Origin of the sequence: Methylomonas sp. 11b (assembly GCF_000515215.1) — a bacterium.
Lineage (GTDB): Bacteria > Pseudomonadota > Gammaproteobacteria > Methylococcales > Methylomonadaceae > Methylomonas.
In genome coordinates this window covers 2,440,748-2,463,269 of record NZ_KI911557.1, presented here as the reverse complement: position 1 = coordinate 2,463,269, position 22,522 = coordinate 2,440,748, and the positions used below count along the sequence as shown (strand labels likewise).

General features: G+C 51.3%; 16 protein-coding genes. 12 read left to right on the top strand and 4 right to left on the bottom strand.

Annotated features, from left to right (window positions below):
• Window positions 1-3: 3 nt before the first annotated feature.
• From METH11B_RS0111840 to METH11B_RS0111790, 9 genes are all read left to right on the top strand, one after another.
• Entirely contained in the window at window positions 4-1,848 is a 1,845-nt protein-coding gene (locus METH11B_RS0111840) for a class I SAM-dependent DNA methyltransferase (protein WP_231499612.1), read from the top strand.
• A gap of 63 nt (window positions 1,849-1,911) precedes the next feature.
• Window positions 1,912-2,094 carry a restriction endonuclease subunit S gene (locus tag METH11B_RS29985; RefSeq protein ID WP_026602189.1) on the top strand — a complete coding sequence of 61 codons (183 nt, stop codon included), beginning with the start codon at window positions 1,912-1,914 and terminating at the stop codon, window positions 2,092-2,094.
• Between the two features lie 50 nt (window positions 2,095-2,144).
• Window positions 2,145-3,329: a restriction endonuclease subunit S gene (locus METH11B_RS29980; protein ID WP_026602188.1), complete on the top strand. Its 1,185-nt coding sequence runs from the start codon at window positions 2,145-2,147 to the stop codon at window positions 3,327-3,329.
• Entirely contained in the window at window positions 3,326-4,024 is a 699-nt protein-coding gene (locus tag METH11B_RS0111825) for a DUF3800 domain-containing protein (RefSeq protein ID WP_026602187.1), read from the top strand. The genes METH11B_RS29980 and METH11B_RS0111825 overlap by 4 nt, the downstream gene beginning before the upstream one ends.
• On the top strand, window positions 4,024-4,197 hold the full coding sequence (locus METH11B_RS29460) for a hypothetical protein (protein ID WP_197026950.1): 174 nt from the start codon (window positions 4,024-4,026) through the stop codon (window positions 4,195-4,197). The genes METH11B_RS0111825 and METH11B_RS29460 overlap by 1 nt, the downstream gene beginning before the upstream one ends.
• A gap of 663 nt (window positions 4,198-4,860) precedes the next feature.
• Window positions 4,861-8,019 carry a type I restriction endonuclease subunit R gene (locus METH11B_RS0111805; RefSeq protein WP_026602185.1) on the top strand — a complete coding sequence of 1,053 codons (3,159 nt, stop codon included), beginning with the start codon at window positions 4,861-4,863 and terminating at the stop codon, window positions 8,017-8,019.
• A gap of 205 nt (window positions 8,020-8,224) precedes the next feature.
• Entirely contained in the window at window positions 8,225-9,397 is a 1,173-nt protein-coding gene (locus METH11B_RS0111800; RefSeq protein WP_026602184.1) for a methyl-accepting chemotaxis protein, read from the top strand.
• Between the two features lie 22 nt (window positions 9,398-9,419).
• A complete protein-coding gene (locus tag METH11B_RS0111795; protein WP_026602183.1) occupies window positions 9,420-10,400 on the top strand; it encodes a nitrate- and nitrite sensing domain-containing protein in 981 nt (326 codons plus the stop codon).
• A gap of 322 nt (window positions 10,401-10,722) precedes the next feature.
• Complete coding sequence (locus METH11B_RS0111790; protein WP_036275896.1) at window positions 10,723-15,885, top strand: RecQ family ATP-dependent DNA helicase; 5,163 nt, start codon at window positions 10,723-10,725, stop codon at window positions 15,883-15,885.
• Window positions 15,886-16,002: 117 nt separating this feature from the next.
• On the opposite strand, the gene gatB is transcribed toward METH11B_RS0111790, so the two are convergent.
• Genes gatB through gatC form a run of 4 tightly spaced genes read right to left on the bottom strand, consistent with a single transcriptional unit; the run spans window position 16,003 to window position 19,824 of the window.
• Complete coding sequence (gatB, locus tag METH11B_RS0111785; RefSeq protein ID WP_026602181.1) at window positions 16,003-17,442, bottom strand: Asp-tRNA(Asn)/Glu-tRNA(Gln) amidotransferase subunit GatB; 1,440 nt, start codon at window positions 17,440-17,442, stop codon at window positions 16,003-16,005.
• Window positions 17,443-17,460: 18 nt separating this feature from the next.
• Entirely contained in the window at window positions 17,461-18,063 is a 603-nt protein-coding gene (locus tag METH11B_RS0111780; RefSeq protein WP_026602180.1) for a Uma2 family endonuclease, read from the bottom strand.
• 13 nt (window positions 18,064-18,076) lie between these two features.
• Window positions 18,077-19,528, bottom strand: coding sequence for an Asp-tRNA(Asn)/Glu-tRNA(Gln) amidotransferase subunit GatA (gene gatA, locus METH11B_RS0111775; RefSeq protein ID WP_026602179.1), 1,452 nt, complete (start codon window positions 19,526-19,528; stop codon window positions 18,077-18,079).
• An 8-nt stretch (window positions 19,529-19,536) separates the two neighbouring features.
• Window positions 19,537-19,824 carry an Asp-tRNA(Asn)/Glu-tRNA(Gln) amidotransferase subunit GatC gene (gene gatC, locus METH11B_RS0111770; RefSeq protein WP_020484717.1) on the bottom strand — a complete coding sequence of 96 codons (288 nt, stop codon included), beginning with the start codon at window positions 19,822-19,824 and terminating at the stop codon, window positions 19,537-19,539.
• A 114-nt stretch (window positions 19,825-19,938) separates the two neighbouring features.
• Between gatC and METH11B_RS0111765 the strand changes: the two genes are divergently transcribed.
• The 3 genes from METH11B_RS0111765 to mreD all read left to right on the top strand — a co-directional run bounded on the left by METH11B_RS0111765 (window position 19,939) and on the right by mreD (window position 22,521).
• Window positions 19,939-20,982 carry a rod shape-determining protein gene (locus METH11B_RS0111765; protein WP_020484718.1) on the top strand — a complete coding sequence of 348 codons (1,044 nt, stop codon included), beginning with the start codon at window positions 19,939-19,941 and terminating at the stop codon, window positions 20,980-20,982.
• A 167-nt stretch (window positions 20,983-21,149) separates the two neighbouring features.
• Window positions 21,150-22,046, top strand: coding sequence for a rod shape-determining protein MreC (mreC, locus tag METH11B_RS0111760; protein ID WP_081607973.1), 897 nt, complete (start codon window positions 21,150-21,152; stop codon window positions 22,044-22,046).
• Complete coding sequence (mreD, locus tag METH11B_RS0111755) at window positions 22,033-22,521, top strand: rod shape-determining protein MreD (RefSeq protein WP_020484720.1); 489 nt, start codon at window positions 22,033-22,035, stop codon at window positions 22,519-22,521. Before mreC ends, mreD begins: the two co-directional genes overlap by 14 nt.
• Window position 22,522: the final 1 nt, after the last annotated feature.

Genomic DNA, 22,522 nt, shown 5'->3' with positions numbered 1-22,522 from the left:
CTAATGCCCATGGTCAATGATGACGAACAACAGTTTTTAAACAACCTCGATAAAAAACTCTGGACCAGCGCCGACAAGCTGCGCTCCACCCTGGACGCCTCGCAATACAAACACACGGTACTCGGCTTAATCTTTTTAAAATACGTCAGCGACTCGTTTGATATTCGCCGCGCAGAACTCACCTGCCAGTTTAAAAATCCGGACCACGAATACTACCTAGACCCCGCCGACGTTGGCGGCGAGGACAGCGCCGACTACCAAGCTGAAATCAACGCCGAACTGGAACAACGCGACTACTACGCCGAAACCAATGTATTTTGGGTGCCGAAAGTGGCGCGCTGGGAGTTTTTGCAAAATCAGAACAAAGTCGTCATTAACAGCGTTATTTGGCTGACTAAAGCCGGTGACGTACTGACCCAAGCGCCGGAAGATGACACCGAAAAACGCCTTTGCACCCGCATCAGCTCCGTCGGTCAGTTAATCGACCACGCGCTGGAAGCCATCGAACACGACAACGCCAAACTCAAAGGCATCCTCAACAAACGCTACACCAGCTTGCAAATCGACCCCGCCAAACTGGGCGAACTCATCGACTTAATCGCCACCATCCCGTTTAAACACGCCAGCCTCAGCAGTAAAGACATTCTCGGCCATGTTTACGAATACTTTCTCGGCCAATTTGCCTTGGCCGAAGGCAAGAAAGGCGGCCAATTTTACACGCCCAAATCCATCGTCAGTCTGATTGTGCAAATGCTGGAACCCTTCAAAGGCCGCGTCTACGACCCGGCGATGGGCAGCGGTGGCTTTTTTGTGCAATCGGAAAACTTTATCCGCGAGCATCAAGGCCGTATCGGCGACGTTTCCATTTACGGACAAGAATACAACCACACTACCTGGCAGCTGGCCGCCATGAACATGGTGATTCGCGGTATTGATTTTAACTTCGGCAAAGAACCCGCCAATACCTACACCAACGACCAGCACCCCGATTTACGTGCCGACTTTGTCATGGCCAATCCGCCGTTCAACATGCGCGAGTGGGATACCGGTGTCAGTGACGACGACCCGCGCTGGGTATACGGCAAACCGCCCAGCGGCAACGCCAACTTTGCCTGGTTGCAACACATGCTGTATCACCTTGCGCCCAATGGCAGCATGGGCTTGTTGCTGGCCAACGGCTCCATGAGCTCCAACACCAATAACGAAGGCGAAATCCGCAAAGCGCTGATTGAAAACGACTTGGTGGAATGTATGGTCGCCTTGCCCGGCCAATTGTTCACCAACACCCAAATCCCCGCCTGCATCTGGTTTTTAACCAAAAACAAAGGCCAACGCACGTCCGCCAGCGGCAGGACATTACGGGATCGCAAAGGCAAAATTTTGTTTATCGATGCCCGCAATCTGGGCTACATGAAAGACCGTGTATTGCGCGACTTTACGCAGGACGATTTAAACAAAGTCACCGAGACCTTTCATTGTTGGCAAACCGTAGGTTGGGCTGACGACTGCATGGATTCAGGAGGTAGAGCAATGCAGGGAGCAATTGCCGAGCAACGCGATGCCCAACAAGCCCAAGTGGCCGAATCTGTTGGGGTTCCTAACGTCACCCCAACCTACACCGACATTCCGGCTTTTTGTAAATCCGCCACCCTGGCCGAAATCCAAAAACACGATTACGTGTTGACCCCAGGCCGTTACGTCGGCGCGGCGGATGTTGTGGACGATGGCGAAGCCTTCGCCGAGAAAATGGCGCGCTTGACCGCACAGCTTAAAAGCCAGTTTGAGCAGAGTGACAAGCTGGAAACGGAGATTAAGAAGAATTTGGCTGGGTTAGGTTACGATGTCTAATTTGTTGAAACAAACCGTAATGTATTTTAGCTGGTGGTTATGCTGTTTAATGGAAGTATGCAAATGAAATGGACTAAGTACCAAATTTCTGATGTTGCTAAAGTAATTACAGGTAAAACTCCACCAGGAACTGACGAAAAATATTTTAATGGTAAAACGTTGTTTATTACTCCAACTGATATGGGTGATTTTAGAGAAATTACTGAAACACAAAGAACGCTTTCCATAAATGTGAAAAAGTATTAAGTCGAATTTTATTCGATAAAGGTATTGCTGTTTCCTGCATTGGCTGGCAAATGGGAAAGTCTGCTATTATCAAAAAACTTGCTGCTACTAACCAGCAAATTAATACAGTTATTCCTGATGAAGACAAAGTAGATTTTTATTTTCTTTACTATGTTCTAAGTTCCAAGAGAAAAGAAATATTCAATTTAGGTGCGACATGTACCCGAACTCCAATTCTTAAAAAATCTTCATTTGAAAAAATCTCCTTTGAAGCACCTAGCTTGTCTGAACAAAAGGAAATTGCAGTGATATTAAGGTCGATTGATGACAAAATCGAACTCAACCGCCAAACCAACCAAACCCTGGAACAAATCGCCCAAGCTATTTTTAAAAGCTGGTTTGTCGATTTTGAGCCGGTGAAAGCCAAAATGGCCGCCAAACAAGCTGGCGCCAGTGTTGAGCTAATCGAACAAGCCGCCATCTGCGCCATCAGCGGCAAAACCCCGGAACAACTCGCCCAACTCGACCCGCAAACCCTGCAACAACTCAAAACCACCGCCGCCTTATTCCCCGATGCTTTGGTGGATTCTGAGCTAGGGGAAATACCGGAGGGGTGGGAAGTAAAAACTCTAGAAAAACTATCTTCAACTATAGCAATGGGTCCTTTCGGGTCAAACATAAAGGTAGAAACTTTCGTTGATGAAGGTGTCCCGATTATCAATGGTCAACAACTTAAAGGCACTATGTTAGAGGACGGAGATAACAAGTTTTTAACTTATGAGCACGCTGATAAACTAATTAAATCTAATGTTTATAGAGGAGATATTGTAATTACGCATCGCGGCACATTAGGTCAGGTAAGTATTATTCCTGAAGGGTCAAAATATGAGCGCTATATTGTTTCTCAAAGCCAATGTTACATAAGGCCAGATAGAGAAGTTGTTTCTCCATTATTCATGATTTATTATTTTAAATCTGATGTAGGGCAACATGAATTATTAGCGCACAAATCTCAAGTTGGTGTGCCTTCCATTGCAATGCCTGTCACAAACTTACGAAAGATTAAGTTATTAGCGCCAAGTAAGGTGGTTTCGGACAAGTTTCAATATATTGTTGCTGACTTGCAAAGAAATATGTCAATAAACATAGATGTAATATATTCGTTGCAAGAGCTAAGAGATACATTATTACCGAAGCTACTTTCAGGTGAGCTCCCCGTTAATCCAGAATCACCCTCCTTACAGGAGGCGATATGAGTGAACTATTTAATGTCTATTGCGACGAGTCCTGTCATTTAGAAGGCGATAATATCCCCGTCATGGTTTTAGGGGCAGTGTGGTGTCCGCAAGCTATCAGCGGAAAAATCGCACGAGATATTCGGGCAATACAGGTTAAGCATGGTTTAAAGGCAGACTTTGAGATTAAGTGGACAAAAATATCTCTTGGTAAGCAGGCTTTTTATTGCGAAATCGTTGATTACTTTTTTAGCCATCCCGACCTGCATTTTCGTGGCCTGGTAGTACCCGATAAATCAAAACTGAAACATGGCGAGTTTGCTCAAGACCATAATCTGTTTTATTACAAAATGTTTTTTTATGTGTTGCGCAACATTTTAGAAAACGGCAATTGCTACCATATTTATTTGGATATTAAAGATACGTTAGGGCGTGAAAAAATTGATGACTTGAAGAAAGTATTACATAACGCCCACTATGATTTTGATCGTAAAGCGATTGAAAATATTCAACATGTTCGCTCGTATGAAATGGCGCAGTTGCAGTTAACCGACCTGTTTATTGGCGCATTGGCTTATGTGCATCGCGGATTAAATACTAATGCAGGCAAGCTGGCGGTCATCGACCGTATAAAACAACGTTCTGGTAAAAGTTTGATTTACAGTACCTTGCCATCCGAAAGGAAATTCAATGTTTTTGTGTGGGAGGCAAGCTAATGGCAATGGATTTGCCAGATTTGGTTCTCTTTTGCGGAGACTGGCAAGCTTACGAAGATAGGGTTTATTCTGTATATTTTGAGACGATCATTCAGAGCAATTTACGTTTTAATAATTTACCCGTGCGCCCCCGTTACACACCTGAAACCAAGGGTAAACACTTTGGCTTTTAGCATATGGTGCAAGAGGGTGATGTTGAGGAAGAAAGGACGCCTGACTTACGGCGGTGTGAACGGATAGGCTGGGTCAGTTGGGTAATAGAAAATTGTATTGAGAATTCAGAAATCAGTTGGTGGGTGGAGAAAAGAGATAACCAGAATGAGATTGTGATTTGGATTGAGGCAGAGCAATACGTTGTCGTGTTGTCTGAACGTAGGGATTATTGGCTGCTTAAAACATCTTATCTTGCGACAAAAAGTGGAAAAATAAAGCAGTTAGAGAGGAATCGAGCTAAATATGCAAAGCCCAGAAAAAACTAGACCCGACACATGTTGCCATGAATCGGGCCCGAACGTTCTGTTCACACATGGTGAATGAAGCGGAGCAATTATTGCATGTGTACCATTATTTACAAGTAAAACTTTCGAACACTTTGATTCTTTATGATCGCAGAAAACCAACTATGGCAGGATTATTTTTTGTCCTTAATCGGCAATTGGACGGTACTTTGACCAGCAATTGGACGGACTAAAGGCTAGGTAAAACAAGGTTTTATAAATTTACCCATCCATGAAAGCTGTTATTTCGTTGCAAATACAAGTGGAGTCATGCTTTATGGATAGGGTTCTGATAATTAACGATTATTTTATTTCATCGCAAATCGAAGTAGGTTACAAATGATCACGGAAGACCAACTGGAACAGCTTTGCCTCGATTGGTTTACAGACATTGGCTATCACTATGTGAATGGCTATGACATTGCGCCCGATGCTGAGCATCCAGAACGGGTCGATTACCGGCAAGTGGTACTGTTTGAACGCTTGCTCAACCAGCTCCAAAAAATCAACCCGCATATCCCCTTTGATGTTTTAGAACGCGTCTCCCAGCAAATCGCCAAACCGGAATCGCCGGTGTTAATCAAAAGCAACCATGTGTTTCATCGCCTGTTATTAGAGGGCGTGAAGGTTGATTTTAAAATCGATGGCGAAGAAAAAACCGATTATGTGGCGCTGCTGGATTTTGCCACGGTCAGCAATAACCAGTTTTTGGTGGTGAATCAATACACGATTGCCGGCAGCAAAGGCCATCGCCGCCCGGATGTGCTGGTATTTGTGAATGGCTTGCCGTTGGCGGTGCTGGAGCTGAAAAATCCGGTCGATCAAAATGCCGATATTTGGGCGGCTTATCAGCAGTTGCAAACGTATAAAGATGAAATTAGCGATTTATTCATTTTTAACGCAGCGCTGGTGGTGAGTGATGGTTTGCATGCGCGGGTGGGTTCGCTGACGGCCAATAAAGAACGGTTTCTGCCGTGGCGCACTCTGGCGAGTGAAGACGACAAGCCGTTGTTTCAATACCGTTTGGAAACCTTGGTGAAGGGCTTTTTTCAGCCGGAATTGTTTTTAGATTATCTGCATTACTTTATTTTGTTTGAGCAGGACGACGGCCAGCTGATTAAAAAGATTGCCGGTTATCATCAGTTTCATGCGGTGCGCGAGGCGGTAAAAGCCACGGTCATTGCTGCGCAACAGATAGACGACCGTGCTGCCGAACCCCGCGCCGATTACGCGCAACGGGTGGTGCCGGGTTCTGGGAAAGCGGGGGTGGTGTGGCATACCCAGGGTTCGGGCAAGTCGATTTCGATGGTGTGTTATGCCAGTAAGTTATTGGCGCAGCCGGAGATGAATAATCCCACCATCGTGGTGGTGACCGATAGAAACGATCTGGACGGCCAGCTGTTTAATACCTTTAGCATGGCAGTCGAAACGTTGAAACAAACCCCGGTGCAGGCCGGTGACCGTGATGATTTGCGCGAGATGTTGGCCGCACGCCAAGCGGGTGGGATTATTTTTACCACCATCCAAAAGTTTGCCTTGCTGGCCGATGAAACCAGTCATCCGGTATTAAGCAATCGCCACAATATCGTGGTGATTAGCGATGAAGCACACCGCAGCCAGTATGGCGATAAAGCCAAGTTAAATGCCAAAGGCCAATATACCTTTGGATATTCCAAGCATTTGCGCGATGCCTTGCCCAGCGCCAGTTTTATTGGCTTTACCGGCACGCCGATTGCCGCGCAAGATAAAGATACGCGCGCGGTGTTTGGCGATTACGTGTCGATTTACGATATTCAGGACGCGGTGGATGATGGCGCGACGGTGCCGATTTATTATGAATCGCGCCTGGCCAAGCTGGACATCAACACGGCAGACATCGAAGCCTTGAATGCGGAAGTGGACGAAGTCATTGAAGACGAAGAAGACATCGCCAGCCGCGAAAATACCAAATCTAAATGGGCGGCCTTGGAAAAGCTGGTGGGCAGTGCGCCGCGTGTGGAACAGGTGGCTAAGGATTTGGTGAGTCATTTTGCAACCCGCATTGCCAGCATGCCAGGCAAAGCCATGATCGTGTGCATGAGCCGGGATATTTGTGTGGAGCTGTATAACGCCATTGTGGCGCTTAAGCCCGAATGGCACGATGCCGACCCCAACAAGGGCACGATTAAAATTGTCATGACCGGTTCGGCTTCTGATCATGCCAAGCTACAGCCGCATATTTACAGCAAAACCACCAAAAAGCTGTTTGAAAAACGTTTTAAAGACGCGAGCGACCCGCTGCAATTGGTGATTGTGCGCGATATGTGGCTGACGGGTTTTGATGCGCCGTGTTGTCATACCATGTACATCGACAAGCCGATGAAAGGCCACAACCTGATGCAAGCCATTGCACGGGTGAACCGGGTGTTTAAAGACAAGCCCGGTGGCTTGGTGGTGGACTATATCGGCATTGCCAGTGAGTTAAAGCAAGCATTAAAAACCTACACCGATTCCAAAGGCAAAGGCGCGCCCACGTTGGATACGCACGAGGCCTATGCACTGCTACTCGAAAAGCTGGATATTGTGCATGGCATGATGCAGGGCTTTGATTACAGTGCCTTTGCCACCCAGGCTTTGCATTTATTGCCGGGGGCGATGAATCATATTTTGAGTTTGCAAGGCAGTAATGGTGAGTTAGACGGTAAAAAGCGTTTTTTCGAGGTAATGACCTTATTAGTCAAAGCGTATAGCTTATGTAGCACGCTGGATGAAGTCGCCCCGCTTAAAATGGAAATTGCCTTTTTAAGCGCGGTGAAAGCCTCGTTAACTAAAAACACCACAGTGGATAAACGCTTAAGTGATGAAGAGAAAAACTCGGCGCTAAAGCAGATCATTGATAACGCGATTGTCGCCGAAGGCGTTGATGATATTTTTAGCTTGGTGGGTTTGGACAAGCCCAATATTGGCTTGCTGTCGCCAGAATTTATGGATGATGTCGCCCAACTGAAGGAAAAAAATCTGGCGGTGGATTTGCTGGAACGTTTGCTGCGCGATGAAGTGAACGCGCGGATGAAAACCGATGTAGTATCCGAGAAAAAATACTCTGAGCGCATTCTGGAGTCTTTGCGCAAATACCACAACCGCGCCATCGAAACCGCTCAGGTAATTGAAGAGCTGATTGCGATTGCCAAAGACATGCAGGCGGATTGGGCGCAAGCGGAAAAACTGGGTTTAAATCCAGACGAAATAGCCTTTTACCGGGCCTTGATTCAAAATGAATCGGCCGTGCGTGAGTTGGGTGATAACAATCTACGCGAACTGGCGAAATATATTACCGAACAATTACGCAATAGCACGACGGTCGATTGGGCCAAACGCGATAGCGTGCGGGCCCGATTGCGGAATCTGGTCAGAAGGGCTTTGCGGCGCTGGAAGTATCCACCCGATAAAGCCGACGAAGCGGTTGAGTTGTGTCTAAAGCAAGCCGAGGTACTCAGTGAGGCTTGGAGTTTGAGCTAATACGCCACCGAATGGATTTCGGTACCTGGCCCTGGTCAATTCGCTGTCGATTTTGAGTCAACTTGGTGCGTATTTTTGTGAACTCCAACGGGAAGTTCGTCCTTTTGGTGCGTCTCGCGTCTATTTGGCTTGGGCGGCATTGAGCAATATCGCTGGCGAGAAAATTGCTGGCAAATCGGCATGTCTCAACTGAAGGCGCATCAAAATGTCCGTATTGCTGATTAACTCGTTTCTCGGTCGCTTCAAGCTAAAAAGTAAGTTTGCGCTGATATTTACGCTGATTGTTTTGGCCGGCGTGCTGACCTTGATTATGCTCGTCGATGCGGGTCTGTCAATTTCCGGGTCACAATGGCTGGTGATAGTCTCCGCTAATCTGGCTTGGATAGTGGCGTTGTTAGCATTTTATTCTTCCCTTTCGGGTGCGATTGCGGCATTGATCGGCGCACACAGGCAGTTAGAGCTTGGCAACTTCAATATGCGTCTGCAGATTACCGGTCAGGATGAGCTGTCGCAGTTGTATAGCGGTTTTAACGAAACCGCCAAAGCGTTGGGCCGGCGCCTAGGCGATGTGCATGCGTCTATTCAAGAAGTGACCTATGCCGCCGACCAACTCAACCAGGGTGCCGGTTTCGTAGCCGAAAAACTCGATAACCAACGCGAAAGAACCACGATGATGGCGGCGGCCATTGAACAAATGTCAGCCAGTATCATGGGCGTGGCGGGGCAATGCCGGGACGCTGAAAAAATATCGTCTACCACGCAGCAGCTTTCCCAGCAAGGCCATCGCGCCATCGAAAGCTTTATTGCCGATATGAAGGCGTTGTTCGGCGAAATTCAGGACTTGGCTCAATTGATGCGAAATCTGGAATTGCATTCCCAGCAGGTCGCCAGTATCTCGGAAGTGATTAAAGCCATTTCCGATCAGACCAACCTTCTGGCTCTGAATGCAGCGATAGAAGCCGCACGAGCCGGAGAATACGGTCGCGGCTTTGCCGTGGTGGCCGACGAAGTTCGCTCGCTGGCGCAACGGGTGCGGCAATCGGCCGAGGAAATAACCGGTACCACCGAAGCCGTCAGGGAAAAAATTTATCTGGCCGCGCAGTCCATCGCCGCCACTCGGGATCAAACGGAAAAAGGCATTGACAAAGCCTTCGAAGTTGAACAATCGCTGGCCGAGATTCGGCTGTATGCGGATCAAGCCTTAAATAACGTAACGATGATAGCAACCAGCGCCGAACAGCAAACCCAGGTAAGCCAGGAAATCGGCCGCAACATCGAGACGATTGCTCAAAGCGTTGAACAAAACAGCAATGCGGCCCAGGAATCAGCGGAAATAGCCAGGCATTTGGCTAAATTGGCGCAAATCGTCGCTCATTAACCAATTTAAAGGGGAATTAGACGTGCCCGATTACGTTTCTGTATTGTTTTTATTGGCGGCGGTGATCGCCAGTGCTGCTGCATTTATGTGCTACAAAAATCGCCAGACGCGCCTTGACCATCTACGTGGGCAATTGCATAGTCTGGAAATCACCGGCGCTTTGAAAAACCTATTGACGCAGATACAACAACATCGCGGCATGGTGAGCGCTTATTTGAACGGCGATCTGAGCTTTAAATACAAAATCACGGTCTTGCAATCCGACATTGATCGGCAGCTCGATCAACTCTCTGGGCAGTTCAAGCGGTCGCCGGAATCGTGTCAGTCGTTCGTTGACATTCGCGATGCCTGGAAGCAACTACACCCTTCCGCATTGCATCTGACCAAGGAAGTAAGTTTCGAACGGCACTGTGTATTGGCCGGTACTATTCTCAATTTGATAAGAGATATAGCGGAGCATAGCCAATTACATCAGGAAAGTATTTGTCCGTTCAGCTTTATAGAAATTCTATGGCATCTATTGCCGGATACCGCGGAGGCGATAGGTCAGGCACGCGCTATCGGCACCGGCGTGGCCGCGGCTGGCCGCTGTCGGATCACTGATAGGATCAAGCTGGGTTTTCTGATTACGCGTATCCGTCAGGCCATCGAACGGGTTGAAGCCGGCATGGGCAACACCGATATATCCATGGTTGCCGATAACCGCTTTCAGCAGTCTTCGGCTGCGGTTCATGTGCACATTACCAGTTTAATTGGCCATATCGAACAAAAATTGCTGACTGTGGATAAGCCGGCGATCGATCCGGTGGCCTTCTTTGACACCGCCACGGGGACATTGAACAGTATTTTTGCTCTTTACGATCAGGGCGAAGTGATTACAAGCCATGCCTTGCAAAACCAACTGGCAAGTGCCAGACGTAGTAGCAATCAGTCTTTCGCTATCGTGTTGGTAAGCTTGGTTTTTTTACTGGCTTCGTTGGTATTGAAGCATGGGGTTTCTTAATCAGCGAGACCAAAAATCACGCTTTCGATGGAGGCAATTTAATTTTGAGGGATGCTGTAGTACTACAATGAGAGACATCATTTCAACTTTGTTTGATTACATTAAACAGTCTACGCCCACTTTTTTAGGGAATAATTCCGGAAAGTCAGGATGTCAGCGCGATTGGCTAAGCTAAGCTAGGCAAGACCCGTTTGTTGCGCTATGGTTAATGCCCGCTTCCTCCGGCCCAATAGTTTCGTATAGCGGGTTGGCCGAATAGCACTAAGCAATTATCAGTCGTCGCTAACCTAAACATCTAAGTCCATCCACATTCCTCGACACAATGGCTCAACCACCCGACAGAATTCGAGCCAAGTGCCTTTGCATAGACATAGAAACCGCGAGGCAGGATAGCTTAAAGCTGCGGGAGATTGGTGCGTATCGCCCGGACACCGATGCCCGCTTGCGCTTATCAGGTAAAGCTGCCGACTTGCGGCAAAAGCTGGATCAGATCAGCGAAGGCGCGGCGTTTGTGTTGGGGCATAACGTGATTGCCTTCGATCAACCTGCTCTATCGGTATTGCATCCGGATTTGGCGCTGCATCGTTTGCCCTTGGTCGATACGCTGGAACTGTCGCCGGTGGCTTTTCCGCAAAATCCCTATCACCGCTTGGTGAAGGACTACAAACTCTGTACCACGACTCGCAACGATCCGGTTCGGGACGCGGAACTGGCTTACGAGCTGTTTCTGGATCAGGCCGAGGCCTTGCGGCAGCGGGTGGCCGAGCATCCTGACGAAGCGCTGTGTCTGCATTTTTTATTGGCTCCGGAAAACGGTAAGGGCGTGGCGAATTTTTTTGCCAGCTTGCGCGCCGCGTTGCGGCCTTCCTTGCCTGATGCCCAAGCAGCCTGGCAACGCGCTACCGAGGGTAAGGGGTGCCGCGCCGGGCAGCAAAAAATCGTTCATCACTATTTGCCTGATCCTGCTTGGCATAAGTCTTTGGCTTATGTGTTGGCCTGGCTGCGGGTGGCGGGTGGCAATTCCGTGCTGCCGCCTTGGGTGAGTTTGTCCTTCCCGAAAACGCGGGAGTTAATCGCGATCTTGCGCGATGTGCCTTGTGGTGATGCCGAGTGCGACTGGTGTCGGGAGCAGCATGATCTGTCGCAATTGTTGCCTCGTTATTTTCCTGGCATCACCCAGTTCCGGCCGATGCCGACTACCGAGGATGGTCGGTCCTTACAGCAAGTCATCGTCGAACACGGCTTTGCCGGCACGCCGACCCTGGCGATTCTGCCAACTGGTGGCGGCAAATCCTTGTGTTATCAATTGCCGGCGCTGGCGCGTTTTTATCGCAACGGCAGCCTGACGGTGATTATCTCGCCGCTGCAATCCTTGATGAAGGACCAGGTCGATAACCTGGAAGCGCGCGGCATCACCTGTGCCGGCTACATCAACAGTCTGCTGAATCCGCTGGAACGGCAGGTGATGCTGGATAAGTTGCGCTTGGGCGATTTGGGTTTGATCTTTGTCGCGCCGGAACAATTTCGCAGCCGCGCATTTGCCAAGGCTTTGCAACATCGGGAAATCGGGGCCTGGGTGTTCGACGAGGCGCATTGTTTATCCAAATGGGGGCATGATTTCCGACCTGATTATTTATACGTGTCGCGCTTTATCAAGACCCGGCAAAAGGACAAGCCGTCGCCGGTGTTTTGCTTTACCGCCACCGCCAAGCCGGACGTGGTGCAAGACATTGTGGAGCATTTTCGCAAGCGCTTGGGGATTACGCTTGTGTGTTTGACCGGCGGCGTCAACCGCGAAAACCTGCTGTACGAAGTGCATGCAGTGCCCGCCCAAGCTAAATACCCGGAAGTGCTGCGCTTGCTGGAGCAAAGCTTGCGCGATGAGGGCGGGGCTATCGTGTTCTGCGCGCGGCAGAAGACCGTGGAGGAAATGGCGGAATTTTTGAAACAGGCTGGCCTGGATTGCGGTTATTTCCACGGCGGCATGCAGCCCGAGCAAAAACGCCAAGTGCAGGAAGACTTCATTGCTGGCGAACTACGGGTGATCGCCGCCACCAATGCCTTTGGTATGGGCGTGGATAAGGCCGACGTGCGTTTGGTGATTCATTTGGATACGCCGGGCTCGCTGGAAAACTATTTGCAGGAAGCGGGTCGGGCCGGTCGTGATCAAGATCCTGCGCGTTGTGTGTTGCTGTATGACGATGCCGACCTGGATGTGCAGTTTCGCTTGCTGCGTAATTCCAAGCTGACGCAACACGATATTTCCGCGATTTTAAAAGCGCTGCGCAGCATCGAGCGCAAAGACCGCAGCGAAGGTTCGGTGGTGGTCACTAGCGGCGAAATATTGCTGGAAATTCCGGACAAGCACGGCATCGATCCCGACGCCGCCGATGCCGACACCAAAGTCCGCATCGCCGTGGCCTGGCTGGAAGAGGCGCGCTTGCTGGAGCGCGAGGAAAATCATACGCGGGTGTTCCCTGGTAGCTTGCAAGTGGCTAGTCTTGAAGAAGCCCAAGTTTTGCTGCAGAAGACGCTGGGGCCGAATACGAACATTGAGCCGTACATGGCGCTGTTGTCGCAGTTGTTTTACAGCGAAGACGACGAAGGCATTAGTACCGACGACCTGATGCTGGCTACCGGCCGCAACTCTCACGAAGTGCAGAGCATGCTACGCGAGTTGGACCGCTTTAAACTGGTGTCCAACGATACCGAAATCGGTGTGACCCTTTACCGCGATCCCGACACGGCAGAACGGCTGGCAGACTTGCGTAAGCTGGAAGATACATTGATTGCCAGTCTGCGCGAGGCGGCGCCGGATGCGGATAGGGAGCAGTGGCAGATTTTGAATGTGCGGCGGCTGTGCGATACCTTGCGCCGCGATGCCGGCGTGGAACTGACGCCGGACAAATTGACTCGCTTGATGAAATCGTTTGCCGAAGCCTTTGGCGACAGTAGCAGCCAGCGTGGTTTTTTCGCGTTGCGTCCGGCCGGTCAGGATAATCGCTATCTTAAATTGCTGCGCAGCTGGCAGGACATCGACCTGATTCGGCATAAACGCATGCGGCTGGCTCAGGCCTTGCTGAATTTCTTTCTGGCGCAACGTCAAGGCAATAATCTGCTGGTTACCTGCAAACAAGGCGATTTGGAAGCGGCTTTGCAAGCCGATCTGACCTTGCAGGATCTGGAGGTGCGCGATTGGCAGGTGGCTTTGGCAGCAGCGCTAATCTATTTGGACAGCAACGAGGTGTTGCATCTGGCGCGCGGCAAGGCAGTATTTCGGGCGGCGATGAGTATCCAACTCAATGCCGAAGCCCGGCGTCGGCAATTTAAAAAATCCGATTATGCCGAGCTGGCTTTGCATTACAAGGACAAGATCATCCAGGTGCATGTGATGGCGGAATACGCCCGGCTGGCGCTGGGCAAGATTCAGGCGGCGATGGCGTTTATCGTCGATTACTTTGCCATGGACAGACCCGAATTCGTGCGCCGCTATTTTGCCGGCCGCCAGGATATTCTGGAAATGGCCACCACCGAAGCCGCGCATCGGCGCATCCTCACCGATCTGCAAAGTCCCGAGCAGCAAGCCATCGTCGCCGCACCGCCGGAAGGCAGCCAATTGGTGCTGGCCGGCCCCGGTTCCGGCAAGACCAAGGTGATTGTGCATCGGGTGGCCTGGTTACTGCGCGAATGTATGGTGTTGCCGGAAGACATCATGGTGCTGAGTTATAACCGTTCAGCGGCGCTTGAAATTCGCAAACGCTTGTGGGCTTTGATTGGTGCCGATGCCGCCGGCGTCACCGTGCAAACCTTGCACGGTTTGGCAATGCGCTTGACCGGCACCAGTTATGCGGTGGCTGCCGAACATGGTGAGAGCGTTGATTTTTCAGCGGTGATCAAAAACGCCACCGCGCTGTTAAAACAAGCGGAGCAGGGCGACGAACTTGGGCCGGGCATCCAACGTGACCGCTTGCTGTCCGGTTTGCGTTATTTATTGGTTGACGAATATCAGGACATCAACGCCGAGCATTACGAGCTAATCAGCGCGCTGGCCGGTAGAGCCATCAATAGCGAGGACGATAAATTGTCCTTGTTGGCGGTGGGTGACGATGATCAAAACATCTATGCTTTTGGCGGCGCGAATGTGCGTTTCATCAAACAGTTTGCCGTGGACTATCAGGCAAAAACCTACTACCTAATCGAAAATTACCGCTCCACGGCACAGATCATCTATTGCGCGAACCGGGTAATTGCGCCGGTGCGGGAGCGGATGAAAATTAAGCAGGCCATCCAAATTAACTACGCGCGCCGCGAGGCAGCGGAGGGCGGAGAGTTTGCCGAGCTGGATAGTTTGACTCAAGGCCGCGTACATATTCTGGAAACCCCGGCGCTGCTGCACGGCGAAGTCGAGGTAGCGTTGGGCGAGTTAGTGCGGCTGAACAGGCTGGCGAATTTGGGGGAAACCAGCCACTGGGGCCGCTTTGCGGTGATTGCTAGACATTGGGACACGCTGGAGCCGCTGGCAGAATTGTGTCGGTTGCGAGGCATTCCGGTAAGGCTGATGCGCGACGATTATTTGCTGAATTTGCATGCCACTAGGGAAGGCCATAGTTTGCTGGCCCTGTTGAATAAGCAAAGGCGAACGGCCCGCAAACCAAGGGTGTTGCTGCGTTGGGGATCGTTGTCGCGCTGGTTCAAACGCCGCTATCGGCAAAATGTGAATGAGCTGATCGAACATCCTTATCTAGCCATGCTGGCGCAATTCATCATCGCCGCCGAGGTCGCCGCGCCGGGTTGCCAGCAGGTGGTCAGCAACCTTGTCGATGCACTCTACGAATTCGGTTCCGGCAGCCAGTCCGGGGAAAACGATAGCCGGCATGCGCCGCTGCTGTTATTGACAGCGCATCGAGCCAAGGGTTTGGAGTTCGATCATGTCCTGATTCTGGATGGCGGCGGCTGGCAGCAAGCCAGCGACGAAGAGCGGCGGCTGTTTTATGTGGCGATGACGCGCGCCCGCAAAACGCTGACTTTGTGCGCCAAGCGGGGCGGAAAGCACGCTTTTATCAAGGATTGCGAGATGCTTTGCGTCAAAACCCAACCGCAATATACAGCGGGTTTTCAGCAATTAGAGCAACGCACATGGCTGGCCGGTTTGGGGCAAGTCGTGTTGTCCTGGCCCGGCTATTTCGCTGCCGACAAGCCGATTCACCGGGGGATTGCCGCGTTGGATGTGGGTAGCGAATTGATTTTGCGGGCCAGAAGCGACCGCCAAATCGGTTGGGAATTAGCCGATTTAAATGGCGTGGCTGTGACTCGGATGGCACAGGCCTTTACCCCGCCAAAAGGCAGTATCCTCAAGGTACGGGTTGCGGCGATTTCGGTTAGGCATAAGACAGCGGGGGACTCTGAGAGTCTGCGATGCGAGCGTTGGGAAGTGGTGTTGCCGGAAATTCTATATTTACCGCGCGCAAACGTCGGAAAGACCTAGGCTTTTCGGCAGAGATTTCGTCGTTCCCGCGCAGGCGGGAACCCAGGAGAGTCAACACTCTGGACCCCCGCTTGCGCGGGGATGACGATTAATTCAGCAATCCGAGAGTCGCCGAACTTAGTTTTTCAGCTTGGCGATCAGCATTTTGTTCACTTCGCCCGGATTGGCCTTGCCTTGGGTTTCTTTCATGATTTGCCCAACTAAGGCCATCAAAGCCTTGTCCTTGCCGGCCCGGTATTGTTCGACTGGTACCGGGTTGGCGGCGATGACTTTGTCGACGATCGTTTCTATCGCGCCGCTGTCGGTGATCTGCTTCAAGCCTTCTTTCTCGATGATCTCGTCGGCGCTGTCGTTGCCGTTCCAGAGTTTGTCGAATACCTGTTTGGCGGTTTTGCCGGAAATAGTGTTGTCGGCAATGCGTTTGATTAGGCCGGCCAGACGTTCGGAGCTTACCGGGCAATCGCCGATTTCCAAGCCAGTTTTGTTCAACGCGCCTAGAACGTCACCGGTAATCCAATTACCAGCCAGTTTGGCTTCGCCGCCGGAGGCTTTGACAACAGTTTCGTAGAAATCGGCCAGTTCGCGAGATGAAGTTAAGGTCGCGGCGCTTTCGCCATCCTGGCCGTATTGTTCGATAAAACGCTGTTTCTTGGCATCCGGCAATTCCGGTAGCGTGGCACGAATTTCGTTTTTTAACGATTCTTCAATCAACACGGGCAACAGATCAGGATCCGGGAAGTAACGGTAGTCGTTGGCTTCTTCCTTGCTGCGCATGGAACGGGTTTCGTCTTTGTTGGCGTCGTACAAACGGGTTTCCTGAACGACTTTGCCGCCACCTTCGATCACATCGATTTGTCGCTCGATTTCGTGGTTGATGGCTTTTTCGACGAACTTGAAGGAGTTGATGTTTTTGATTTCGGCGCGGGTGCCGAATTCAGCTTGGCCTTTTGGGCGCACCGAGACGTTGGCGTCGCAGCGGAACGACCCTTCCTGCATATTGCCGTCGCAGATTTCCAGGTAGCGCACCAGTTCGTGCAGTTTGCGCATATAAGCCACGGCTTCTTTGGCGGAGCGCATGTCCGGCTCGGAAACGATTTCCAACAGCGGTGTGCCAGCCCGGTTCAAGTCTATGCCGGTCAGGCCGTGAAAGTCTTCGTGCAGCGATTTACCGGCGTCTTCTTCCAGATGGGCGCGGGTGATGCCGATACGTTTGGTCACGCCATCGACTTCGATGTCGAGATGGCCGTTGCCGACGATGGGTAACTCGAACTGGCTGATCTGGTAGCCTTTCGGCAAGTCCGGGTAGAAGTAGTTTTTGCGGGCGAACACCGAGTGCGGAGCGATGTCTGCGTCGATGGCTAAGCCGAAGGTCACGGCCTTGCGGACCGCGTCTTTGTTCAGCACCGGCAATACACCGGGCAAGCCTAAATCCACTGCACACGCCTGAGTGTTAGGCTCGGCGCCATAAGCGGTGGCGGCGCCGGAGAAGATTTTGGATTTCGTCGAGAGTTGGGTGTGGATTTCCAAGCCGATAACGGCTTCCCATTGTGAGTTCATTCGTGGTTCCTTTAAAACTTATTCGGCAAAAACGTCGTTCAGGTCGATTTGCAGGTCGGGGAATAAATGCGGGGTGGCGATTTCGTTGCCGGGATACAGGCCGCGCAATTGGTATTTGCCCTGCTCGTCTAGTACAAATTGCTGGACGATTTGTTCGTAGGGGAACACTAGCCAATATTCGCTGACACCGCTTTCTTCGTATAAATCGTATTTCAGGCGAACTTCTTTGCGGCTATTGCCCGGCGACAGCACTTCAATGATCCAATCGGGTGCGCCGTCGCAGCCTTGCTCGGTCAGTTTGTCCTTATCGCAAATCAAGCACAGGTCGGGTTGCACGACACTAAACGCTTCACCATTTTTGAGCAGCGATTTCCGGCGGTCGTAAAGTTTCACGTCGAAGGGGGCAATAAAGACTTCACAATTTTTGTGCAAGAAGTAGTTGTCAATTGGCCGCAGCAACTTAAGCGCAATCCTTTGATGCTTGACATTTGGCGCGGGCGACATCGCCATGATCTTACCCTTGATTAGCTCGACAGATTCTTCGAGCTGCCAAGTCAAATAGTCGGCGTAGCTGTAGATGCCGTTGGGGTCTAGTTGCGATAATTGCGTGATTGGCGCCATTTTGCCTCCCGTGTTATTCGAAGCCCTTGGGTATTTGCACGTGCCAGTCGGTCACTTGTTGGTAGCGATGGCCGACATTCAGCAATTTGGCTTCGCTGAAATAATTGCCGATCACATGCAGGCCAACCGGTTTGCCGTCAATACAGCCGGCCGGAATTGACATCGCCGGCAGGCCGGCCAGGTTGATGGCTATCGTGTAAATGTCTTCCAGATACATCCGAATCGGATCGCTGGTTTTTTCGCCGATGCGGAAGGCGGTACTGGGCGTGACCGGGCCCATCAACACATCGACTTCGCTCAAAGCCCGTTTGAAGTCGTCGCTGATCAGGCGGCGCACTTGTTGCGCTTTCAAATAGTAAGCATCGTAATAGCCGGCCGACAGCGCATAGGTGCCCATCAGGATACGGCGTTTGACTTCCGCGCCGAAGGCTTCGCCGCGCGAGCGAGTGTACAGGTCAGTCAAGTCTGCCGGATTTTGGCAGCGGTAACCAAAGCGCACACCGTCGTAGCGCGACAGGTTGGACGAGCATTCGGCCGAGGCGATCACGTAATAGGCAGGGATCGCTAGATTCAATTTAGGCATGTCCACTTCTTTGACTTCCGCGCCCAGCTTTTGATATTCGGCGATGGCGGCCTGAATCGTAGAGGCCATTTGGCTGTCGAGCTCCGCGCTGAAAAACTGTTTCGGCAGGCCGATTTTCAAGCCTTGCAGGCTATCGTTCAGGCTGGCGCTGTAGTCGGGCACAGCTTGATCGACACTGGTGGAATCTTTGGGGTCGAAGCCGGCCATGACTTGTAATAACAGGGCTGCATCTTCCGCGCTACGGGCCATTGGTCCGCCTTGGTCCAGACTGGACGCGTAGGCGATCATGCCGTAACGCGATACGCGGCCGTATGTCGGTTTTAAGCCGGTGATACCGCACAGCGCCGCCGGTTGGCGAATCGAGCCGCCGGTGTCGGTGCCTGTCACGGCAGGCGCCAGACGCGCCGCGACTGCCGCCGCCGAGCCGCCGGACGAGCCGCCGGGGACGCAATCGGTCGCCCAAGGGTTGCGCACCGGGCCGTAAAAGCTGGTTTCGTTGGACGAACCCATCGCAAATTCGTCCATGTTCAATTTGCCCAGCATCACCGCACCGGCGCTGTTGAAGTGATCAACAACGGTGGCGTTGTAGGGTGCGATAAAATTGTCCAACATTTTCGAGCCGCAGCTGGTTTTAGTGCCTAGCGTGCAGAAAATGTCTTTTTGGGCGATGGGGATGCCGGCAAGTGGTCCGGCGTTGCCAGTGGCCAGCAGTTGATCGGCGGCTCTCGCTTGTAACAAGGCGCTTTCTGCGCTAACGGTGATAAACGCATTTAGGTCTTGGTGCTGGCTTATGCGGTCCAAGAAGAATTGGGTGAGTTCAACGCTGGAAAATTCTTTACTGCGCAGCCCGGCTGCCAGTTCGCTAAGGTTTTTTTTGTGCATAATCGTCCTTAATCGATGACTTTCGGAACCAGGTACAATCCGGCTTCGGTTTGCGGGGCTATGGATTGGAAATGGTCGCGTTGGTCGGTCTCTGTCACCGCATCTTCGCGCAGACGTTGCATTTGATCCAAGGGATGCGCCATTGGCGTTACGCCGTCGGTGTTTAACTGGCCCATCTGGGTCATTAATTCCAGTACGCCGGATAGGTCTTTTGCATAGTGTTCGACATCTTGTTCAGCAATGCCCAGCCTTGCCAGGTGAGCGATTTTTTTAACGTCATTCGCCGTTAACGACATTCTTCTAACTCCAGGTTTTCTTAGTAAAACTATGATACTTTATATCTTGCTCAAATACCTGCTTGATTGTTAAAGTAGTGGGATTTTCCGTGTGCGCTTAGGGTACTGCTTACAATGTTTAAAAGAATTCGTGGCCTTTTTTCCAATGATTTGTCGATCGATTTGGGTACGGCAAATACGTTAATTTATGTTCCAGGCCAGGGAATCGTACTCAACGAGCCTTCCGTGGTGGCGATCAAGGAAGACAAAATTCGCGGCCAAAAAACCATCGCTGCTATCGGGGCGGATGCCAAAAGCATGTTGGGCCGCACGCCCGGTAATATCACCGCTATTCGGCCGTTGAAAGACGGCGTGATTGCAGACTTCGCCGTCACCGAGCGCATGCTGCGGTTTTTTATCAAAAAAGTCCACGAAAACAAGCTGTTGCGGCCCAGTCCGCGGATTTTGATCTGCGTGCCTTGCGGCTCGACCCAGGTTGAACGCCGCGCGATTCGTGAATCGGCGGCCATGGCGGGTGCTAGAGAAGTGTATCTGATCGAAGAGCCGATGTCCGCTGCTGTTGGCGCCGGTTTGCCGGTGGATACCGCGCATGGCTCCATGGTTTTGGACATAGGTGGGGGCACCTCGGAAGTGGCGGTCATTTCTTTGAACGGTATTGTTTATTCCGCCTCAGTCCGAATTGGCGGCGATCGCTTCGACGATGCCATCATCAGCTATGTGCGCCGCAACTATGGCACCTTGATCGGCGAAGCAACAGCCGAAAAAATCAAACACCAAATTGGTGCTGCCTATCCCGGTAGTGAAGTGCGCGAGATGCAGGTCACCGGCCGTAATCTGGCCGAGGGCGTGCCGCGCAGCTTTTCATTGAACAGCAATGAAATTCTGGAAGCCTTGCAAGAACCATTATCCGGCATAGTCAGCGCCGTTAAAGTGGCGTTGGAACAAACTCCGCCGGAACTGGGCGCGGACGTGGCCAGTCGCGGTATTGTGTTGACTGGTGGCGGTGCTTTGTTGAAAGATATTGACCGTTTGATTTCCGAAGAAACCGGTTTGCCGGTCTACATTGCCGATGATCCGCTGACCTGCGTGGCCAGAGGCGGCGGCATGGTGTTGGAAATGTTGGACTCTAAAGGTGCTTCGGCGTTCTCTCTGGAATAAGCGCTGAGCTGAAGTATCTCTAAAAGGCCGCTGTAATCGCGAAAAGCGGTTACAGCGGCCTTTTCTACGAAATTTGTGCCGCTCGGCGATGAAAGTGCCTTGAAGCGGAAGTCCATATGCTTACTTTCGCGTCAATTGACGCCGGTCTTGATTGTTAGAGGTTTGCCATAAAACTCTTATTTGCTAAAGGCCCTTCACTTAATACCCGTTTACTGGTGGCATTGCTGGTATCAATTTCGATGTTAGTGATTGATTATCGTAGCGAGCGTCTGGACCGGTTGCGCTCCTTGTTATCGGTGTTCACTTATCCATTACAGTCGCTGGCCAGTCTGCCGGTGGATTTTTACCAGACAGTGTCCGGAACGGTCATTTCTTTTGTGGAACTGCAAAAAGAAAACCGCCGCTTGAAAGAAGCTCAGTTCGTCAACGATGCGAAATTGTTGAAGTTCGCGGCCTTGGAAAAGGAAAACACTCGTCTGCGGATGTTGCTGGAAAACTCCTTTCAGCTTGGCGAGCAGGTGCTGGTAGCCGAACTGGTTTCGGTAAAATTGGCGCCTTACGAACATACGGTGGTAGTCAACAAAGGCTCGCGTTTTGGTGTGCATCCGGAACAACCTGTTTTGGATGCCAACGGCATCGTCGGCCAAGTGGTGCGGGCCTTACCGTCCAGCTCGGAAGTGATGCTGATCACCGATCCCGATCATGCCATCCCGGTACAAGTCAACCGCAACGGCTTGCGTACCATCGCTTTCGGTACCGGCCAACCCAACCGTCTGCATTTGCCGTTTCTGGCGAATAACGCCGATATTGTGCCGGGTGATTTGTTGGTTACCTCTGGGCTTGGCGGGGTGTTTCCGGCCGGTTATCCGGTGGCGGTGGTGGATAAGTTCGAAGCCAGGCCGGACAAATCCTTTGCCAATATTTACGCCACGCCAAAGGCGGAACTAGATAAAAGTCGCGAATTTTTGATCGTTTGGAGCCACTCCACCCCGGTTGTGCTAGGGGAGTCGGCGAAAGCCGCGGTCGAACCTGAATCCAAGGATGCAGAACATGTCGCGCCTTGATTTTGCCGCCACCGTTTACTTCATCGCTACCATAGGCGCGGCGATGGTGCTGCGGGTAATGTCGCTGTTTCCCAGCATGGATGTGTTCAATCCGGACTGGATCGTACTGGTGTTGATTTATTGGTCCATTGCCTTGCCGGAACGGTTTGGCGTATTCAGTGCATGGTCGATAGGCTTGTTGACTGACGTGTTGACCGGTCGCTTGCTGGGCCAGTACGCCTTGATCTATGCGCTGATTTGCTATTTCAGTATCAACGAGCATCGGCGTTTGCGGCAATTTCCGATGGTGCAGCAATGCTTGTTTGTGTTTTTGTGTTTGTTTGCGTCGCAGAGCATTATTTTCGGCACGGAAAGCATGCAAGCCGGCAACCGCTTGTCGCTGTCGTTCTGGTATCCGGTGTTATCCGGGACTTTGGTATGGCCGCTGGTGTTTGTGGTGTTGCGCTATATCCGGGTGATGGCGCGCATCTTTTAAC